The sequence below is a fragment of the Nocardiopsis camelliae genome (assembly GCF_028993595.1).
GTDB classification, from domain to species: domain Bacteria; phylum Actinomycetota; class Actinomycetes; order Streptosporangiales; family Streptosporangiaceae; genus Nocardiopsis; species Nocardiopsis dassonvillei.
Genome location: NZ_CP118614.1, coordinates 3,872,544 through 3,891,048 on the forward strand (window position 1 = coordinate 3,872,544; position 18,505 = coordinate 3,891,048).

Consider the following 18,505-nt stretch of genomic DNA (forward strand, 5'->3'; position numbering starts at 1 on the left):
CACGGCGTCCGCCCCCGGGTGCGGGAGGGGTCAGTAGCCGCGCACGTCGGGCCAGTGGCGCTCGACGCCGGTGCGGTCCAGCACGGCGGTGAAGGCCTCCAGCAGCTCGTCCTTGGCGCGCACGGCGTGCGGCGTGGTGCCGTGCTCCAGGGCGAAGGCGGCCAGCCGCCCGGCGGCCTCGCCGATGTTCCACTCCACCGGGTGCAGCCGGAAGCAGCCGTTGGTGATGTGGGTGGTGCCGACGTTCTTGGCGGCGGGCAGCAGGTTGGTCTCCCGCTCGGGCAGCAGGGCCCCCAGCGGGATCTCGAACGGGACGCTGGCCACGTCCACGTAGTTGTCGCCGCCCGTGGAGGGGTGCAGGTCGATGCGGTAGCTGCCCACGCCCACCGAGTCGTGTCGGCGCACGATGCCGTGCGGGCCCAGCAGGTCCAGGGACACGTCGTGCTCGGTGACGGTGGTGACCGCCCTGATGCGCCGGGACTCGCGCACGTAGGCGGCCTTGGCCAGGCCCGTCTGCGTGCCGGTCACGTCGGGCCGCGGCCTGAGCCCGGGGAAGCCGGTGCCGCCGTCGGCGCGGGGCGCCTCGGTCTGGAGCCAGTACAGCACCGACAGCGACAACTGGCGGGCCTCCTCGTGGGCCTCGCGGACCGTCTGCGCGTCCACCAGCCCCTCGATCTCCAGGGCGGGCTTGAGCCAGTAGTCGTTGAGCGGCCAGTTGGCCAGGGTGATGTCGGAGTCGAAGGCGCCGGGCAGGTGCATGCGCCGGGCCAGGATGCGCCGGAAACCCCACAGCTCCTTGTCACCCGCGTCCGCGCTCTGGTCGGCGGCCACCGCCAGCGGGTCGGTGTCGGGGTTGGGCACGAACGTGCGCGCCACCGGCTCCAGCGTGCGCGGGTCGGGGGCCGAGAAGCCCAGCAGCGGCCCCGGCCAGAACTCGGGCGTGTAGGAGCGCCAGAAGTCGTACATCGCCGGGCGCTCGATGGTGTGGTCCTCGCCGTCGTGGTGCGACATGGCGAAGCAGTAGGTGATGCCCTGGAGGTTGGTCGGGTCGGCCGTCTCGGGCGCGTGCGGCTCGCCGTGCTCGGAGCGCGCCTCGGCGCCGGTGACGTGGTCCAGGCCCGCCATCGGCAGCAGGTCGCCGTTCTCGGTGGCGTCCAGGACGTAGGCGGCGCTCACCGTGCGGCGGCGCCCCCGCTCGTCCTCCAGCTCCACCGCGCTCACCCGGTCGCCGTCGGTGTGGGCGGCCACCGGCCGGTGGCGCAGCAGGACGGTCAGGCGACCGGCCGCGCGGTGCGGGCCCACCATCTCCTCCAGCACCGCCAGGGCCACGCGGGGCTCGTGGCACAGCTTGCTGACCCGGCCCGCGCCGGGGTTGAGGGTGAGCGAGGAGGCGGCCTCGGCCCGCAGCGGGTAGGCGCGCCGGTAGTGGTCGCGGATGCCCTCGCGCAGGCGCCGGTAGGAGGCGGTGGAGCCGAAGCGCTCGATCCACGGGTTCTCGTCGGGCGGCACCGCCTGCGCGGTGAGCTGCCCGCCGATCCAGTCGGTCTCCTCGGTCAGCACCACGCGGCGGCCGGAGTCGGCGGCGGCCAGGGCCGCGGCCACACCGCCCAGTCCCCCGCCGACGACGAGGATCTCCGTGCTGGTCTCGCTCATCTGGAGCCTTTCTCAGGTGTGTCGTGTCCGGGGCGCGGCGAGGGTGCCGCCCTCCACCGGCTCGCAGGGCAGCAGGCGCCGGGGGGTCTCCCCGTGGGCGCCCGCGATCAGTTCCAGCAGCAGGCGGACCGCGTCGCGGCCCATCGCGCGCAGGGGCGCGTCGAAGCCGCCGTAGGCCGCGCCGCCGCCCGGGGCGCGGCCCCGGTTCCCGGTCGGCGCGCCCAGCAGGGCCAGGGAGAGGTCGCCGGGACAGCGCAGACCGGCCCGGTCCACGGCGGCGGCCAGGCCGTCCAGTGCGGCGCCGGTGTCGGTCTGCTCGACCACGACGGCGGTCACGCCCTCCTCCAACCAGCGCCCCAGCAGCTCGTCCAGGTCCGAGCCGTCGGTGCGCACCACCAGGCGCGCGGTGTCGATCCCGGCCGCGCGGGCGCCGCGCAGCACGCCCCGCTCGCGGTCGGTCGAGGCCGGGGCCTGGTCGTGCTCGCGCAGGTAGCGCAGTTCGCGGTGGCCCAGACCGGCCAGGCGCGCCACCACCTGCGCCGAGGCCGAGACGTAGTCGGCGCCCACGTAGGGCACGCCGGGCTCGTCGCGGCGGCCGATGTAGACGAACGGGAAGCCGTCCTCGGCCAGGCGCCGGATGGGCTCGTCGGGCACGTGGCGGCCGAAGAACAGGCAGCCGTCGGCCACCCGCACCCGCCGCACCGCGGCCGGGTCGTCGGCGCTGGCGGCGGCCCGCGCCGACCCGGTGAACAGGATCAGGTCCTGCCCCTGGGCCGCGGCCTCCTCCTCCACCCCGACCAGGACCGGGTAGTAGGAGTGCGCCACGTCGGTGGGGAAGGTGGCGCTGAAGGTGTACAGCCCCAGCATCGCGTTGCTGGCCGAGGCCAGCCGGGTGGCGACCGGGTCGGGAACGTAGCCCAGCTCCTCGGCGGCGTCGAGCACCCGCTGGCGGGTCTCGCGGGCCAGGGACATCCCGGTGGGGGTGCCCCGCAGCACCAGCGAGACCGTGGCCTGGGAGACCCCCGCCGCCCGCGCGATGTCGGACTGGCGGGGGCGCCGCGGCCCCGCCCTCCTGACGTGCGTCACCTGTTTCTCCTCTTGCGTGCCGTGTTAATGCGCATTAGTTGACGACTGTGAGCCGCGCCACGGCAGATGTCAAGGGGATGACGGGCGGATTTCCACCCGCAGGCAGGATCTTTCGTTAATACGTATTAGAACCTTGACCGGCGCATCATCGCTGGTGAAGACTCTGGGCCTCGGAGCCTCCCCCCGACCCGCTCCGGAAGGGAACCGTCATGTCCGACGACGCGCACCCCCGCCGCTCCCCCGCCGCCCCCGGCCGCCGCACGGTCCTGCGGGGCGCCGGAGCCGCCGCGGCGGGCGCCCTCCTGGCCCCGGGACTGCTGACGCCCGCGTCCGCGACCGCCGCCCCGGCCACCACCGCCAACGGCGCCGCGGCGGCAGGCGTCCTGCCCGCCTACCGGTTCCTGCGCGAGGCGCTCGACACCGCCGAACTCGGCTACAACCCGACCGGGGAGCTGATCTTCCCGTGCCTGCGCGGAACCGTTGGCCGCCTGGCCGACGCGCCCGGCCGCTTCCTGCTCTACTACGCACCGCACGAGAGGCCCGGCGGCATCTGCCTGGCCTACGCCGACAGCCCCGACGGGCCCTTCACCGAGTACCCGCACAACCCCGTCGTGGCCAACGTGTGGGACCCCCACTACGACGTCAGCCACGTCTCCTCACCGCACGTGATGTGGAACTCCGAACACCGCGAGATGTGGCTGTACTTCCACGGGGAGAACACCACCACGCGGCTGGCCCGCTCACGCGACGGCATCGACTTCGCCTACGAGGGCGAGGTGCTGACCACGGCCATGGTGCCGGGCACCACCGAGGCCTCCTACGCGCGCGTCTTCGAGTACCGCCTGCCCGACCGGGGCGCGCGCTACGTCATGGTCTTCATGCGCAACGACACCAGCGACCACCGCTCCATCGGATGGGGGTGGTCGGCGGACGGGATCACCTTCGACTTCGACCCCGGCCCGCTCGTGGACCACGCCGACGTGGGGGTGTCGAACCTGTCGGGCCCGCACGTGGTCGAACGCGGCGACAGCACCTACGTCGCCTACCACACCGACCTGGGCGACATCCGCCTGACCGAGGTGGGGCGCGACTTCGGCCTGCGCCGCCACCTGGGCACGGTGCACACCCCCATGGCCGGACCGCCGGACTCGGGCCGCAGCGCGGCGCCCTCCTTCGGCTCCGACGGGGGCGTGCAGTACATGTTCTACGAGGCCGGGCACCGGCTCGGGGCGACCATCGCCATCGCCCGCGCCGACTGAGGCACCGCGGGGACTGCGCCCCGGCGCGGCGGGGACTGTGGCCACCGGCCGACCGCGGCGGGGCGCGCACCGCGCGGGGACCACGGCCGCCCCGGCGGCACCGCCCCGGCGCGGCGCCCCCGCGCCCTGCCCACGGGCGGGCGCCGGGCCCCTCCCGGCGGGGTCAGACCTTGCGGCCGACACCGCCGTACTGGTCGACCTCGGCCGGAAGCCCCACGCCCTGCCCCCGCACCTGAGGACGCCAGCGCGTGACCGAGACCAGGCCCGGCTCGACCAGTTCCAGGCCCTCCAGGTAGCCGCCGATCTGCTCGGGGCTGCGCGGGTTGTAGGGCACCGCGCCGCTCTCGTTGTACTCGTCCTGGGCCGTCACGTTCTCCTGGCTGTGGACGTTGCTGCCCTCGCTCACCGTCAGGTAGCTGCCCGGGGGCAGGCCCGCCAGCAGGCGCCGCACGATGGAGACGGCCTCCTCGTACTCCTGCACGTGCCCCAGGATCCCCAGCAGCATCAACGACACCGGCTGGTCCAGGTCCAGCAGCTCCGACGCCTGCTCCAGGATCGCCTCTGGCTCGTACAGGTCGGCGTGCAGGTACTGCGTGCGCCCCTCGGGGGTGCTGGTCAGCAGCGCCCGCGCGTGGGTGAGCACCAGCGGGTCGTTGTCGATGTAGACCACCCTGGACTCGGGCGCCACCGCCTGCGCCACCTCGTGGGTGTTGTTGGCCGTGGGCAGACCGGTGCCCACGTCCAGGAACTGGCGGATGCCCACCTCGCCCGCCAGGTGGCGCACGGCCCGCTCCTGGAAGGCCCGCGAGGCGCGCGCCATCCGCGCGATGCCGGGGAAGGCCTCCAGGAACTGGTCGCCCGCCTCACGGTCGACGGGGTAGTTGTCCTTGCCGCCCAGCCAGTAGTTCCACACCCGTGCCGAGTGCGGCACCGTCGTGTCGATCACCGGTCGCTCAACGCTCATCGGTCTCTGCTTTCACTGCTCGTCACTTGCCGGGCCCGGAGTCGTCCGGGCCCCGTCCTCGGTCACGGACGCGCGGCCGCGGCCCGCCCCCGCGGGGATCAGGCCTTGCGGGCCACGCCGCAGTACTCGGCCACCGGGCGCGCCCCGCCCACCTCGGCGGGGGCCGGACGCCACAGGGAGCAGGAGACCACGCCCGGCTCCAGCAGTTCCAGCCCGTCGAAGAGCGCGCTGATCTGCTCGGCCGTGCGGATGGTCAGCTTGGGGGTGCCGCGCTCGTTCCAGGCCGCAGCCACCTGGTGGGCGCGTTCGCGGTCGATGTCGTCGGTGGGGTGGGACAGGACCAGGAAGCTGCCCGGGGCCAGCGCCTCCAGGAGCCGGTCCATGATCGCGCGGACCTCGGCGTCGTCGGCGACGAAGTTGACCACGCCCAGCAGCATCAGCGCCACCGGCCGCTCCAGGTCCAGGGTGCGGGAGGCCTCCCGCAGGATGGCCCCGGGGTCGCGCAGGTCGGCGTCGACGTAGTCGGTGGCCCCCCGGCCGCTGCCGGTGAGAAGGGCGCGGGCGTGGGTGAGCACCAGGGGGTCGTTGTCGACGTAGACCACCCTGGACTCGGGCGCCACCGACTGCGCGACCTCGTGGGTGTTGTTGTGGGTGGGCAGACCGGTGCCGATGTCCAGGAACTGCCGGACGCCCTCCTCGCGCGCCAGGTGGGTCACGGCGCGCACGAGGAAGCCCCGGTCGGCGACCGCGTTGTCCACGATCTCGGGGAAGAAGGAGCGGATCTGCTCGCCCATCTCCCGGTCCACCGGGTAGTTGTCCTTGCCGCCCAGCCAGTAGTTCCAGATCCGGGCGTTGTGGGGGACGGAGGTGTCGATCCGGGGGGCGGAAACCTCAGGGTTCTCAGGGGGCACGGGCCTGCCTTCTACGCTCGTTCTGGGGAGAAAAGGGGCGTACCCGGACAAGTAAAGGGCTCTCGGAGCCCACCGGCAAGCTCCCCGGGGAGTGTCCCCCCGGCCACCGGAACACCGGCCCGCCCACCCCCCACACCACCGAAAAACACTCGTGCCCCCGGCCCCGCGGCCGATACCGTGCCCGGCAGCGCCCCGACCAGCGCACCCAGCACCCCACACCCGGCAGAAGGGAGCCGCGGGTGAAGCACTCCAGCCCCGAGTTCGCGCGGATCGCACACGAGGGAACCGTCCTGCGGTGCCAGGTGGGTTCCGAGGCCCACGGCCTCGCCCTGCCCGGCCAGGCCGACCGCGACGAGATGGGCGTCTGCGTCGAACCCCCCGAACACGTCATCGGCCTGCGCCCCTTCGAGCAGTACATCCACCACACCCGCCCCGAACACACCCGCTCCGGCCCCGGCGACCTGGACCTGACCGTCTACTCCCTGCGCAAGTGGACCCGCCTGGCCCTGGACGGCAACCCCACCGTCCTGCTCCCCCTCTTCGTCCCCCCGAACCAGATCGTCGCCATCACCCCCACCGGACACGACCTGCGCGCCAACGCCGCACGCTTCCTCTCCCGCCGGGCGGGCGAACGCTTCCTGGGCTACCTGCGCGCCCAACGCGACCGCATGGAGGGAACCCGCGGCGGCAAACACACCAACCGCCCCGAACTCGTCGAACGACACGGCTTCGACACCAAGTTCGCCTACCACATGGTCCGCCTGGGCGTGCAGGGCGTGGAACTGATGGAGACCGGCCGCATCACCCTGCCCATGCCCGAACCCGAACGCACCTGGCTGCTCGCACTGCGCCGCGGCGAGCACAGCCGCGCCGACGCCCTGGACCGGGCACGCGAACTCGAAGAGCGCCTGGCCGGGCTGTGCCGGACCTGCGACCTGCCCGCCGAACCCGACCACGCCTGGGCCGACCGCTGGCTGGTCAGCACCTACCAACGGGCCTGGGCCCGACGCTGACCCGCCCCGCGACCCCTCCTCCACGCGCCGCCGCCGCGACCGTGGCCACGACCACGCTGGTCACAGCGGCCACCCGACGCAGGACCAGCGCGGGACCGGGATAGGGTGAACCCCCGAAGAGGTAGGCGCCGCTCCCGGCTCCTCCGGGCGCCACCCGCACGGCGGACGCCGCGCACCGCGCCCGGGAACGACGAACACTAAGGAAACACCATGGTCGGAACCATCGCCTTCGTCCTCATGATCGTGGGCCTGACGATGATGCTCGCCACCGGGCTCATCGCGGCCGTGATCAAGACCCGCTAGGGCAGCACGACCCGGCTCGGTGACGGGTGCGTCCCCACGGCCGCACCCGTCAGACCGTCCCCCCGCAGCCGCCTGTTCCGCCACGTCGGCCGACCACCGGACCACGGCACGCCGAACCCCGACCGGATCCTGATGACCGGTGCGGGGCATCCGTCCACGCTGCCCCGCACCGGCGGTACGGGCGCACCCGCACGGATCCATTTTACGGACTCGGGGGGAAGGGGAACCAGCGGTCCGGGAAATTCGTGCGGTGTTCGGTTCCCCGAAGCGAGGCCGCGCCGTAGGCGCGCGAGACGGAGGGCGCCCGATTCCCGCCGCCTTCTTCCGGTTCCTGCTTCCTGAGACCGAAGACTGTTTTCATTTGCGTTGTCACTGCTTGTCCCCCCTTAGTGACAATACGATAAAGCCCTACCTTTATTATGTAGATTCGTAGTTGCCGAAACCCGGGAGTACCCACCGGCCCCGGGTTCGCGCCGTGCGGACGCACCGCGGACCTGGGGCCGACCCGGGCCGCCTGGCAGGTGTGCACGCGGCCCGGTCGGCCGTGGTCCGTTCGGGTTCGCAGGGGAAGGTCGGGGCTCGTTGGCGCGGCTGGCGGGGACCCGGGGCGCCCGGGTACGGCCCTGAGGCCGCCACGGGGTTCCCTGGAGCGCGAACGTCGGCTCCGTCTCCGACACGCTCCCCCCGACCAGCCGCGCCGGTCCGGTGGGTGCCGCCAGCATCCAACGGCATGCCCCCGGCAGACAACCCCAACGGCACCCCGGTGCACAGGCGTAGGCATCCTTCCCCCGCGCGGACCACGGTCCCAAGAAGGTTCAGGGCCGGTCGGCGGCATCCGTGTGAGGGCATGGCCGAAAGGACGGCGCCTCCCCCGCTCCCCCTTTCGCGGCGACCCCCGGCCGCGCAATACCCCGACTGTGGAAAGGCCGCGGACCGGAGAGGTCCGGGGAGCGGGTATTCCCGGCACAAAGGACGGAAAACGGTGGACATCGGGCCCGGGTGCGGCCGGTGTCGGCCCCGGAGACGATCGCCGTTCCACTGTCGGCACGCGGTCAGGGGGAAGTCCGATCCGACCTTCAGCGGTCTCCGACCTGCGCCTGTGAGGCAGGCGTCGTCCGACCCGCCGGGGAGGCGAGGCGCCTGAGACGGTCCGCGCTCTCCGGATGCGCGCGGTCGGGGTGGTAGATGACGAGCATTTGCTCGTCGGTGCCGTCGACGGCGAGTTTGGACACGTTCAGGTCCATGGCGCCGACCCGGGGATGGTCGACGCGGACGAGGCCGCCGCGGGGTGGACGGACATCGTGACGTGCCCAGGCCCGCCGGAAGGCCTCACTCGCCAGGGACAGCTCCTCCACCAGTTGTGCGACTCGCGGATCGCGCAGATCCGTTCCCACGCGCCCGCGGAACATCGCGACCATCTCCTGCCGGTCGAGGTACAGGTGATCGTCCGTGTTGAGGAAGGCCGTGCGCAGCAGGTTCACGCCCGGCCTCAGCTCCGGGGAGAGCGCGCGTGCCAGAGGGTTGCTCGCGAGCACGTCCGCGTAACGCCCGGCGACGAACGCCGGTGCGTCGACCGTGCGCAGAAGGTCGAGGACCCGAGGAGCGAGGGTCTCCCCCCGACGGGGTTCACGACGCGAGGGCCGCGGGGCGGTGCCCAGTCCGAGCAGGTACTGGGTGGAGGGTTCGTCCAGTTGCAGCACCCGCGCGATCGACCCGAGCACCTGGGCCGAGGGGTTGCGGTTACGCCCCTGCTCCAGCCGCAGGTAGTAGTCGGAGCTGATGCCCGCGAGCAGGGCGACCTCCTCGCGGCGCAGCCCGGGGACACGGCGGCGGGAGTCCTCGGGAAGGCCGACCGTCCGGGGGGCCACCAGCTCCCGTCGGGCACGCAGGTACCCGCCCAACGGATTCTGGCTGTCGGCTCCGCGTCCTGTCATCACCCCGGATCGTATCCGACCGTACGGGGAGACTGCCTGGTCCTGTCACTCCCAGGATGGAGACGGCCTACCCGGGGTCGGCGGCGATGACGGATCGTCGCCGGGGAGCGCGACGCATGCCGACAGGTACCGGCGCTCGGCCCGTATGTCCGACCCGAACAAGGGAGGTCCTCGTGTCCTCGGATCGAATCGCTCTGGTTACCGGAGCCAACCAAGGTATGGGCAAGCAGGTCGCGAAGGAGCTGACCGCCGACGGGGTGACCGTGTTCGTCGGATCCCGCGACGCCGCCCGCGGCAAGGCTGCCGCCGCCGAGATCGGAGCCGGCGCGACCCCGCTCCAACTCGACGTGACGGATCCGGAGTCGATCGCCTCGGCGGCCCAGCGGCTCCGCGAGGAGGCCGGTCGGCTCGACCTCCTCGTCAACAACGCCGCCGTCTCCACCACTCGACCGGGTGTCGACATGGCCGAACTGCGCTCCCTGGCGGCGGCGAGCACGGTCCCGCTGGAGGAGGTGCGGGCTGTCTGGGAGGTGAACGTCTTCGGGCCCGTGGCGGTGTACCAGGCCGTGCTCCCGCTGCTTCGCCTGTCAGCGGACGCACGCATCGTCAACGTCACGAGCGCGCTCGGTTCTCTGACGAGCGTCACCGACCCGGCTCTCCCCTACCACTCGCTCTTCGAGCCGGTCTACGCGGCGTCGAAGGCGGCGCTCAACGCCGTGACGGTGGCGATGATGACCGAGCTCCGGGACTCCGGTGTCAAGGTCAACCTCGTTTCGCCGGGGTTCGCGAACACCTCGCTGGTCAACTTCGAGGGCATGGAGTCGGTCGAGGACGCCGCTCGTGAGATCGTGCGTGTTGCCCGGCTCGGGCCTGAGGGACCCTCCGGCACCTTCACGACGTGGAAGGGGGCGGACCTCCCGTGGTGAGTCCACAGGGCTGGTCCGTCAGTGCCGCGTGCTCTCGGCCGTACAGGCACGACCCGCCGATGACAGGGGCAACGCCTGTCACACGGGACTTTTGGGGCATAGGTGGCGGCTTTCGGCGTTTCCCGGGTGCGGCGGTCCAGGCCTCCCTAGGCTCGCTCGGAACCGTCCCGAGGAGTCCCGATGCCCGCCCTGCCCGAGTCCGAGCCGCCCCGCCACCCGTACCGCAACCTCGTCCTTCTCTCCTTCCTGACCCTGTCCGGCAGCCGTCCCCCGCACGGCCTGCTCGAACACGCGCACCGGCTGGTCACCGGAGCCCTGCCGCGCGGGCGGCGCCGCCCGCGCCCCCAGGCCTACCCGCGGGTGCGCCGCCGGGTGCTGCGCCGCTCCCTGCGCCCGCGCCGATGGCACCTCAGAGGCGGCGCGGCGGGGCTGCACCTGTCCCCGGTGGACGGCTCGGGCGGCGAGGCCCGCCTCCTGGAGGGACTGGAGGGCCTGGACACGCGGGAACGGGCGGCCTACGGGCTGCTGCGGGTGGAGGGCCTGTCCGCCGAGGAGGCCGCCGCCCTGCTCTCCTCGGTCGGCGTGCGTGACGCGTCCGGCGCCGTGGCGCGGGCCCTGGAGGCGGGGGGCGAACACCGGCTCCCCGACCCCACGGTGGTCCGGGTCAGCGGCCGGGGCCCGCTCCTGGAGCGGCGCGCGCTGGCCGCCGTCGCGGTCCTGGCCGGGCTGGCCCTGGTCGCGCTGTCCCTGGGCACCGCCAGGACGGTCGCGCCCGTGCTGTCCCCGGGCCCGGCGCCGGTGGCCCTGGCCGACGCCCCCGACGGGCAGGTCTGGCGCGAACGCTTCCGGCTGGACCTGACCGCCTGGCACCCGCGGGGCGACGCGGTCGGCGACGAACAGCTCGTCCAGCGGGCCCTGCGCGCGTGGTCGGCGCACAGCGCCGAGGGCGGCGCCGACGCGGGCCCGGTGCGGGGCCGGACGGCGGGGGTCGCGGCGCGGGCCGCGGGCGACTCCGCGGTCCCGGCGCCGCGCGCGCCCCGTCTGGTGTTCGCGGGCGACGTGGACGGGCAGGAGGTGGTGCTCCTGCACGACGCCCCGTGGGTGGCGCGCTACACCGACGACGGATCGCGGGAGCGGGTGGAGGTGTTCGACGAACCCGGCAACGGCGTGGCCAACTGGCCCGCCCTGCGCCTGGCCGACACCGCTGAGGGCACCCGCTACCTGCTGCCGCCGTGGGTGACCGAGGCCGCCTACGCCCCGCTGGGCGGGCAGGAGCCGGACTGGACGGACCTGGCGCACGGGGACGGCGTGACCGGGCCCGTGCCGAGCGACGAGCGGTGCGGTGTGGGACCGGCGCTGCGCCTGCGCGCGCCGGAGGTGGCGCACGGGCAGCCCTACACCGCGATCGACCTGGGCGGTCAGGACACCGCCCACCTGGGGTACATGCCGCCCCCTCCCGGTGAGATCCGCCGCCTGGGCCCGCACGAGGTGCTGGACGCCGACAGCGGCTTCGGACTGTGGGGGCTGGCGGCCTGCGCCGGGGAGCCTCCCGCCGAACCGGTCCGCACGGCCACGGCCTGGGAGTTCGCCCGCCAGGAGCTGCCCGGCGGCGGCACCGGCCGGTGGGTGTGCGTGCGCTACGGGGCCCACGACGGCGGCGGCCTGGCCCGCACCCTGCTGGTGGCCGACACCGACGCGGGCACCGACACCGTGGTCGCGGGCGAGCGCGAGGGCGGCTGGGAGTGCAGCAACCTCGACCGGCAGGTGGCGGCGGGCACCTGGTGGCAGGACGGGGACGAGCGGTGGCACTACCTGGCGGCGGCCTCCCGGGAGGCGGACCGGATCAGCGTGCGGGGCGCCGCCAGCGGCAGCGCGGAGGGCGGCGAGGCCCTCGCCGTGGAGGGGCCCGAGGGCGGGGAGCCGCCCGCCGAGGAGGTCGGGCTCGTCGCCGTGGACGCGCGCGGGGAGGAGATGACCGTGCTCGCCCGCTGAACCGGCCGGGGCCAGGGGATGTCCGGGCCGGCCGCGCCCGGCCGGCCGGCCCGGCAGCCGCCCGGGGCCTGGGGGTCCGAACGCCGCCCGGAGCCGTGGGATCGGACGCCGCGCGGCGGTGGCCGGTTCCGGCCAGCACGGGTGTGAGCGTGCGCCGGAATACCCCGGGCCGCCCGGTGGTATCACTGGTCTGGACTCCCCCGCGCAGACCGGAGCCGACTACCGAAGCGCGACAGGGCCGGGTTTTCCGGCCCTGGGAACAGTGGACTGCCCGGCCCCGGCCGTAGTGAGGTGTGACCTATGTCGATCTGGTCCCGTGGTGACCGTACCGGAAGGGTCGAGGAAGCCCTTCTGATGCTGGAGGGACAGGGGATCATCGACGGCCTGGAGATCCTGCCGGGAGAGGCCAAGCCCTACCGTGTGCTCGTGCCCGCAGGCCTGGTGCACATGGACGAGGACGAGGCGTCGATGTTCGCGCTCGGCGCGGTCGTGGGGGCGTTCGGCGCCATCGCCCGACAGCACGCCTGAGGCCGGGCCCCGGCCCGAGCCCCGCTACCGGTCGGCCCGCGTGCGGCCCATGGTGCGCAGCACCGCGTCCAGGAGCAGGTCCCGTACCATCGCGCGGTGCTCCTCGGTGTGCGCCGCGGTCAGCTCGTTGTTGAACGTGGACAGGCACAGGCCCACCACCATCTCGGCGAGCGGGCGGGCGGGGCGGCCGTCCTGGGGCAGCTCCTCCACGAGGCGGGCGATCTCCAGCGCCTCGCGCACGGCCTCCACCCACGGTTCGGTGCGCCGACGCCACCAGTCGCGCTGCGGCCCGGGCTCGGAGCCCAGGCCCGTGGCGGCGGCGAGCAGCCCGCCCGACTCCAGCCACAGCCCCATCCAGGCGTCCACGGCGCGGCCCATGTAGCCGTCGATGGTCTCCATGCGGCCGAAGGTGAGGTCGAGCCGGGAGGCGAACGCGGTCAGCCGCACGTCCACGGCGGCCCGGAGCACCTGGTTCTTGTGGTTGTAGTACCGGTAGACGGTGGAGCGGTCGATGTCCACGCCCTCGGTGATCTCCTTGTAGGTGATCTGGCTGAAGGGCTTGGCGCGCAGCAGCTCGACCAGGCTGTTCTGCAACTGGAGCATGCGCCGCGCGACGCGCGGGCTGCCGCTCGTGCTCCGCTCCGCCTCCTCCGGCGCCGCCGTGCCCGACCCCTGCTCCGCCATCCGTCCCCACAGCCCTCGTCGACCGGACCTCCCCCAGCTTGCCGGACCGGGCGGGCTTTCTCCAACACGGCGTTGGGGAGGTCGGACACGTGGTCTCGCACGGTGCCGCCCCGCGCGGGCGGGTCGGGCGGGGGCGGGCTCACCCCGGGGGACGGGCCCGCCCCCGCGCGGGGGTTCCGGAGGGCGGCTAGCCCTCCCACCTGGTGGCGAGTTCCTGGACCCTGCGGGCGCGGTGCGAGGTCAGGAAGTCGCGGTACCAGTGGTAGCTGTCCTTGGGGTGGCGCTCCAGGCGGTCGTAGTCCACGCGGACCAGCCCGAAGCGGCGGTCGTAGCCGTAGGCCCACTCGAAGTTGTCCAGCAGCGACCACACGAAGTAGCCGCGCACGTCCACCCCCGCGTCGATGGCCGTGGCCAGGGCGTCCAGGTGGTCGCGCAGGTACTCGATGCGGTCGGTGTCGCGGACCCGGCCGGTCTCGTCGGGCTGGTCGTCCTCGGCCGAGCCGTTCTCGGTGATGAAGATGGGCGGCAGGTTCGGGTAGCGCCGGTTGAGGTCGATGAGCAGGTCGGCGAAGGTGGACGGGACCACCGGCCAGCCCATGGTGGTGTGCCGCACCCCCTCGACCTGCACCTGCTCGGTGCGGATGTCCACGGCGGTGCGCGCGGCCGGGTCGGCCTCGCTGTGGGGGGCGTCGCGCAGCATGATGGGCCGGTAGAAGTTGACGCCCACGAAGTCCAGCGGCTGTCCGATGATGCGCAGGTCGCCCTCGGCCCGGTAGGAGCCGTCGGCCATGCCCTCCCAGACCTCGTCCTCGTTGTCGGGGTAGGCCCCGGCGAAGATGGGGTCGAACCACACGCGGTTGTGCAGGGTGCGGGCCCGCTCCACGGCGGCGCGGTCGGCCTCGGAGTCGGTGGCGGGCAGGAAGTGGTCCGGGTTGAGGGTGATGCCGACCTCCCCGGCGGCGGCCGCGCGCAGTTCGCCGGTGGCCATGCCGTGGGCGAGCAGCAGGTGGTGCGCGGCGGCCAGGGCGGGCGTGCCCTCGCGGGTTCCGGGCGCGTGGCGGCCGACGGCGTGGCCGACGAAGGCCGAGCAGAAGGGTTCGTTGAGGGTGATCCACCGGTTGACCCGGTCGCCGAGGCGGTCGGCGACGATGCGGGAGTACTCGGCGAAGCGGTAGGCGGTGTCGCGGACCCGCCAGCCGCCCTCGTCCTCCAGCGCCTGGGGCAGGTCCCAGTGGTAGAGGGTCAGGGCGGGTTCGATCCCCGCGCCCAGGACGGTGTCCACCAGCCGGTCGTAGAAGGCCAGCCCCTCCGGGTTGGGTCGGCCCTTGCCCGTGGGCTGGACGCGCGGCCAGGCCACGGAGAAGCGGTACAGGTCGACGCCCAGGTCGGCGAGCAGGGCGACGTCCTCGCCGTAGCGGTGGTAGTGGTCGCAGGCGACGTCACCGCTCTCGCCGCGGGCGACGCGCCCCGGCGTCCGGCAGTAGGTGTCCCAGATGGAGGGGCCCCGTCCGCCCTCGTGGACGCCGCCCTCGATCTGGTAGGCGGCGGTGGCGGTGCCGAAGAGGAGGCTGGCGGGCAGTCTGGGGTCTTCCATGGTGTTCCTTTCGCGGGAGCGCTCCCAATCGTACAGAAGGCGACCCCCGACACCAATCATCCTTAAGTAGTCGAACAAACACCCTGAGCACGCGAAACGCCGGTGCGCTACCTCCGCCCGCCGCCTCCGCCCGCCCCGGCCCGGTCGGCGGCGCAGCGGCGTCACGCGGACCGGGCGGCCTCCCGTATCGTCGCACTGCACGGCGCGCCCCCTTCCCCCGTCGGCCCCCGCCCCCCCTGCGCGAGAAAGGACCCCATGAGCGACTGGATCGACTACTCCCAGAACCGGAAGATCCGGGAACTGGAGGAGAGTCTGGGTTCGGCCCACCACCAGATGGCCGCCGAACGCCGCAGGATGCGCTCGGAGCTGTCCCGCGTCCGGGGCACCCTCGAACAGAGGCTGGACCGCGTCTCGGCCTCCCTGGACGCCTTCATCGAACTCAGCGACGTGCGCGCCGTCCTGGCCATGTTCGACGGAGCCGCCCTGGCCCGCCACCGCACCCTCCAGATGCTGGACGGCGTGCCCCTCCCCGGCCTGGACCTGGAGGACGTCCCCGGCTACTGGCTGGTCCCGGCCGCCCTCGGCCTGCACGCGCTGCTGGAGGGCGACACCGCCGCCGCCCGCCTCCGCTTCGACGAGGCCGCCCGGCGCGATGCGGAGCGCGCGGGCCACTTCGCGGCGCTGGCCACCGCCCTGACCAGCGCGGACCACGCCCGCGCCATGGACGCCGCCGCGACCGCCGGGCTGCTCCCGCGTCTGCCCTCCCCCGGCGAGGAGGTGACCCGGGGCCAGCGCGCCCTGTGGCTGCTCACCGCCGACGGCTCCTTCGGCGACGACGCCCGGCAGCACCTGCTGCTGTCCACGCTGAGCGCCTGGTCCGAGGCGGGGACCGGCGTCCCGGCCTCCGCGGGCCTGTCCGCACTGGCGGCGGACGCCTCCGGCGCCTCCCCCTCCCCGGCCCCGGGGAGGAAGGGGTCCGGCGGTCTGGCCGGGCGCGCCGGGGCCGCGCGGCGCATCACCGCGCTGCGCGAGGGCGTCGCCCGCGTCGTCGCGCTCGACGGGGAGGACGCCTCCCCCTCCGCGCTCGCCCCCGACGAGGTCAGCGCCGCGTTCCTCAACGACACCCTGCGCCTGCTCGTGGAGGAGGGCAGCCCCGAGGAGGCCCCGCTGCTGACCCGCGCCCGCGAACTGCGCGCGGTCATCGAGAGCAGCGGCGAGGGCGGGCTGCCGCAGCGGTGGACCGACCCCGTGGGCACCGTCGCCGCCCTGCTCGGCGACGACCTGGTCCGCCAGGACGCGCCGCCCCACCGCCGCACCTTCGCCCTGGCCCTGCAGCGCCCGACCGTGGCCGGGCTCGCCGAGGAGCTGGTGCGCGAGGCCGCCGCGCCGGTGGAGGACTCCACGACCCTCCAGGCGCAGGGCGTGCGGGTGACGGTCTCCTCGCACGGCGCCGAACCCCGGGAGCTGGAGCGCGCCCGCACCCAGCTGCGCGGGCGCTGGCACGACACCGGCTCCGCCCGGACCTACGCGTGGGGCCTCCTCGCCACGGCGGGCCTGCTGGCGCTGCTGGGGCTGACGTCGGGCAGCGGCCTGGTCTGGTTCCTGTGCGTGGCCGCCGCTGCGGGTGCCGGGGTCGCGCTGGTGGTCGACCACTCCAGGCGCACCGAGGCCCGCGACACCGCCGAGGCGACCGTGCGGCGGCTGGACGTCCAGGTCGCCGAGGCCGCCGAGAGGTGGCGCGAGTCGCTGCTGGCCTCCGAGGAGCACGCCGTCACGGCCAGGAACGAGGCGGGACGGATCGACCGCCTGCTCAGCACCGGAGAAGAGTGAGGACACCAGGGGACATGGGACTGTTCTCCGCGCGGATCAAGCTCCGCAGCGACCCGCAGGGCTTCTTCCAGGGCCCGATGGCGCACGCGCTGGCCTCCGGCGCGCACATGCCCACGGCCAACGGCGGGGTGTGGAACGCGGTGCACTCCTCGTGCTCGTGCTGCGACGCCCAGGACGAGCGGGACAAGCTCCGCGACTCCTGGGGCGTCACCGACCACGCGGGCTGGGACCGGACGCTGCGCCTGCTGACCGACGACGCGCGCCCCGCGACGGCGCTGTCGATCGTGCTGGACCTGCGCGCCCGGACCATGGCGCAGGCCCCCGGGTGGCCCTTCGACGCGGGGATCTGGCCGGATCTGATCGTGCGCTGGTGCCGGGAGCAGGGCGCCGCCCCCGGTCTGTACGAGGAGCTCGTGACGGCGGCCGCGCAGGTCTGGGAGTACGAGGAGCGCATGGTGCGGGACGGGGTGCTGCCCCCGGGCACACCGGTGCGCACGGCGCGCGCCTACGACTTCGGGCGGGCGGTCAACCTCGCGCGGTGGGGCGTCAAAGCCGGGTACGCCGACGAGCGCGCGGCGCACGCGCACATCCTGCGGGCGGGCGCGCAGTCCATGCGCTACCACGGGTCGTGGCAGGAGATGTCCGCCGGGTTCGTGCTGGGGCGGGCGATGGCCTTCGACGAGGGCGCGTTCGGCCCGTACTACACCGACTCGGCGCGGGCGCACGCGGTGCTGGCCGAGGACCCGCGGAGCCCGTGGCTGAACCTGCCCTGGCGCATGTGAGGGGCGGTGCGGGTCAGGCCCCGCCGCGCACCGGTTCGGCCACGAGCAGGCGCATCTCCAGCGGCAGGTCGCGGATTCCCCGGGTGGTCAGCCCGGCCGAGCGCAGCAGCGCCTCGTACTCGCGCTCGGTGCGCTCGGCCCCGGTGGTCATCACCATCATGTGCGCGTCGAGGACTGCCGTGAGCCAGGCGGCGCCCTCGTCGGGCAGGACGCGCTCGGCGATGAGCACCAGCCCGTCGGGGGCCATCGCCTCGCGGCAGTGGCGCAGCACGGTGCGGACGTCCTGGTCGGACCAGTTGTGCAGGACCCGGCTGAGCAGGTAGGCGTCGGCGCCCCGGGGCACGCCCCGCAGGAAGTCGCCCTCCACCAGCTCGCACCGCCCCGCCTCGACGTACGCGCCGAGGCGGGCGCGGGCGGCGGCCAGCGCGGGCGGGCGCTCCACCAGCACCCCGCGGGCGTGCGGCGCCCGGGCCAGGACGGTGGCCAGGAGTTCGCCGTCCCCTCCCCCGAGGTCGACCACCGTGCGGGCACCGGTGAAGTCGTGGACGTCGGGGACGGCGGTGGAGAAGCGGCCGCTCGCGGCCATCCCGGCCGTGTAGCGCGCCGCGTCGGCGGGGTGGCGCTCCAGGTGGGTGAACACGTCGGTGCCGTGGGCGGCCTCGAAGGCGGTGCCGCCGGTGCGCACGCTCTCGCCCAGGCGCGCCCACGCGGCGGTGAACATGTCGCTGTCGTAGAGCAGCGCCAGGTCGGCCATGCCCGAGGGGTGGTCCCGGTGCAGGGCGGCCCCGACCTGCGTGGGCCGGTAGCGTCCGTCGCGGTGCTCCACGACCCCCACGGCCGCGAGCAGGCGCAGCAGGCGTTCCAGGCGGTCTGGGCGCAGGTCCAGTCCGGCGGCCAGGGCCGCGGCGTCGGCGGCGCCCCCGGCGAGGCGGTCGAGCACGCCCAGTTCGACCGCGGTGGCCACCGCCCGGGCCACCCACGGCCCGGTCATGAGCCGCAGCACCTCGCGCTCGGCGGATCCGTCCCCCGTCATCCCCACCTCCGTC

The 18,505-nt window shown here is 74.2% G+C and carries 15 protein-coding genes; 7 read left to right on the plus strand and 8 right to left on the minus strand.

The features are described from left to right. Positions 1 to 30: 30 nt before the first annotated feature. Together PV789_RS17005 and PV789_RS17010 are read right to left on the minus strand one after the other, a co-directional pair. Complete coding sequence (locus tag PV789_RS17005; protein WP_274973550.1) at positions 31 to 1,653, minus strand: FAD-dependent oxidoreductase; 1,623 nt, start codon at positions 1,651 to 1,653, stop codon at positions 31 to 33. A gap of 12 nt (positions 1,654 to 1,665) precedes the next feature. Continuing rightward, positions 1,666 to 2,739, minus strand: a complete 1,074-nt coding sequence (locus tag PV789_RS17010) for a LacI family DNA-binding transcriptional regulator (RefSeq protein ID WP_274973551.1) — start codon at positions 2,737 to 2,739, stop codon at positions 1,666 to 1,668. Between the two features lie 209 nt (positions 2,740 to 2,948). Here PV789_RS17010 and PV789_RS17015 point away from each other — a divergent pair, with 209 nt between their 5' ends. Further along, positions 2,949 to 3,998: a glycoside hydrolase family protein gene (locus PV789_RS17015; RefSeq protein ID WP_274973552.1), complete on the plus strand. Its 1,050-nt coding sequence runs from the start codon at positions 2,949 to 2,951 to the stop codon at positions 3,996 to 3,998. A gap of 163 nt (positions 3,999 to 4,161) precedes the next feature. On the opposite strand, the gene PV789_RS17020 is transcribed toward PV789_RS17015, so the two are convergent. Continuing rightward, positions 4,162 to 4,962: an SAM-dependent methyltransferase gene (locus PV789_RS17020; protein ID WP_274973553.1), complete on the minus strand. Its 801-nt coding sequence runs from the start codon at positions 4,960 to 4,962 to the stop codon at positions 4,162 to 4,164. Between the two features lie 98 nt (positions 4,963 to 5,060). Beyond that, complete coding sequence (locus PV789_RS17025; RefSeq protein ID WP_274973554.1) at positions 5,061 to 5,873, minus strand: SAM-dependent methyltransferase; 813 nt, start codon at positions 5,871 to 5,873, stop codon at positions 5,061 to 5,063. 239 nt (positions 5,874 to 6,112) lie between these two features. On the opposite strand from PV789_RS17025, the gene PV789_RS17030 reads away from it, so the two are divergent. After that, positions 6,113 to 6,886 carry a nucleotidyltransferase domain-containing protein gene (locus PV789_RS17030; protein ID WP_274973555.1) on the plus strand — a complete coding sequence of 258 codons (774 nt, stop codon included), beginning with the start codon at positions 6,113 to 6,115 and terminating at the stop codon, positions 6,884 to 6,886. 1,379 nt (positions 6,887 to 8,265) lie between these two features. Here PV789_RS17030 and PV789_RS17035 read toward each other — a convergent pair. Beyond that, positions 8,266 to 9,123 (minus strand): helix-turn-helix domain-containing protein, encoded by an 858-nt coding sequence (locus PV789_RS17035; protein ID WP_274973556.1) that lies wholly within the window; start codon positions 9,121 to 9,123, stop codon positions 8,266 to 8,268. Positions 9,124 to 9,239: 116 nt separating this feature from the next. Between PV789_RS17035 and PV789_RS17040 the strand changes: the two genes are divergently transcribed. The 3 genes from PV789_RS17040 to PV789_RS17050 all read left to right on the plus strand — a co-directional run bounded on the left by PV789_RS17040 (position 9,240) and on the right by PV789_RS17050 (position 12,569). Then, positions 9,240 to 10,049 (plus strand): SDR family NAD(P)-dependent oxidoreductase, encoded by an 810-nt coding sequence (locus PV789_RS17040; protein WP_302475360.1) that lies wholly within the window; start codon positions 9,240 to 9,242, stop codon positions 10,047 to 10,049. Positions 10,050 to 10,229: 180 nt separating this feature from the next. Next, positions 10,230 to 12,041, plus strand: coding sequence for a hypothetical protein (locus PV789_RS17045; RefSeq protein ID WP_274973558.1), 1,812 nt, complete (start codon positions 10,230 to 10,232; stop codon positions 12,039 to 12,041). A 354-nt stretch (positions 12,042 to 12,395) separates the two neighbouring features. Then, a complete protein-coding gene (locus PV789_RS17050) occupies positions 12,396 to 12,569 on the plus strand; it encodes a hypothetical protein (protein WP_017566809.1) in 174 nt (57 codons plus the stop codon). Positions 12,570 to 12,593: 24 nt separating this feature from the next. Here PV789_RS17050 and PV789_RS17055 read toward each other — a convergent pair whose 3' ends face one another. Both PV789_RS17055 and PV789_RS17060 read right to left on the minus strand, forming a co-directional pair. Continuing rightward, positions 12,594 to 13,172: a TetR/AcrR family transcriptional regulator gene (locus PV789_RS17055; protein WP_368045839.1), complete on the minus strand. Its 579-nt coding sequence runs from the start codon at positions 13,170 to 13,172 to the stop codon at positions 12,594 to 12,596. 268 nt (positions 13,173 to 13,440) lie between these two features. After that, entirely contained in the window at positions 13,441 to 14,847 is a 1,407-nt protein-coding gene (locus tag PV789_RS17060) for a GH1 family beta-glucosidase (protein WP_274973560.1), read from the minus strand. A gap of 255 nt (positions 14,848 to 15,102) precedes the next feature. On the opposite strand from PV789_RS17060, the gene PV789_RS17065 reads away from it, so the two are divergent. Further along, positions 15,103 to 16,677, plus strand: a complete 1,575-nt coding sequence (locus PV789_RS17065) for a hypothetical protein (RefSeq protein WP_274973561.1) — start codon at positions 15,103 to 15,105, stop codon at positions 16,675 to 16,677. Between the two features lie 14 nt (positions 16,678 to 16,691). Next, positions 16,692 to 17,459, plus strand: coding sequence for a DUF1266 domain-containing protein (locus PV789_RS17070; RefSeq protein WP_274973562.1), 768 nt, complete (start codon positions 16,692 to 16,694; stop codon positions 17,457 to 17,459). Positions 17,460 to 17,472: 13 nt separating this feature from the next. On the opposite strand, the gene PV789_RS17075 is transcribed toward PV789_RS17070, so the two are convergent. Further along, positions 17,473 to 18,492 (minus strand): methyltransferase, encoded by a 1,020-nt coding sequence (locus tag PV789_RS17075; RefSeq protein WP_274973563.1) that lies wholly within the window; start codon positions 18,490 to 18,492, stop codon positions 17,473 to 17,475. Positions 18,493 to 18,505: the final 13 nt, after the last annotated feature.

Coding starts and splice junctions, on each gene's coding strand:
- PV789_RS17005 (WP_274973550.1), bottom strand. CDS start 1,653: ATGAGCGAGACCAGCACGGAGATCCTCGTCGTCGGCGGGGGACTGGGC.
- PV789_RS17015 (WP_274973552.1), top strand. CDS start 2,949: ATGTCCGACGACGCGCACCCCCGCCGCTCCCCCGCCGCCCCCGGCCGC.
- PV789_RS17020 (WP_274973553.1), bottom strand. CDS start 4,962: ATGAGCGTTGAGCGACCGGTGATCGACACGACGGTGCCGCACTCGGCA.
- PV789_RS17035 (WP_274973556.1), bottom strand. CDS start 9,123: ATGACAGGACGCGGAGCCGACAGCCAGAATCCGTTGGGCGGGTACCTG.
- PV789_RS17040 (WP_302475360.1), top strand. CDS start 9,240: ATGCCGACAGGTACCGGCGCTCGGCCCGTATGTCCGACCCGAACAAGG.
- PV789_RS17045 (WP_274973558.1), top strand. CDS start 10,230: ATGCCCGCCCTGCCCGAGTCCGAGCCGCCCCGCCACCCGTACCGCAAC.
- PV789_RS17050 (WP_017566809.1), top strand. CDS start 12,396: ATGCTGGAGGGACAGGGGATCATCGACGGCCTGGAGATCCTGCCGGGA.
- PV789_RS17055 (WP_368045839.1), bottom strand. CDS start 13,172: ATGCTCCAGTTGCAGAACAGCCTGGTCGAGCTGCTGCGCGCCAAGCCC.
- PV789_RS17060 (WP_274973560.1), bottom strand. CDS start 14,847: ATGGAAGACCCCAGACTGCCCGCCAGCCTCCTCTTCGGCACCGCCACC.
- PV789_RS17065 (WP_274973561.1), top strand. CDS start 15,103: ATGAGCGACTGGATCGACTACTCCCAGAACCGGAAGATCCGGGAACTG.
- PV789_RS17070 (WP_274973562.1), top strand. CDS start 16,692: ATGGGACTGTTCTCCGCGCGGATCAAGCTCCGCAGCGACCCGCAGGGC.
- PV789_RS17075 (WP_274973563.1), bottom strand. CDS start 18,492: ATGACGGGGGACGGATCCGCCGAGCGCGAGGTGCTGCGGCTCATGACC.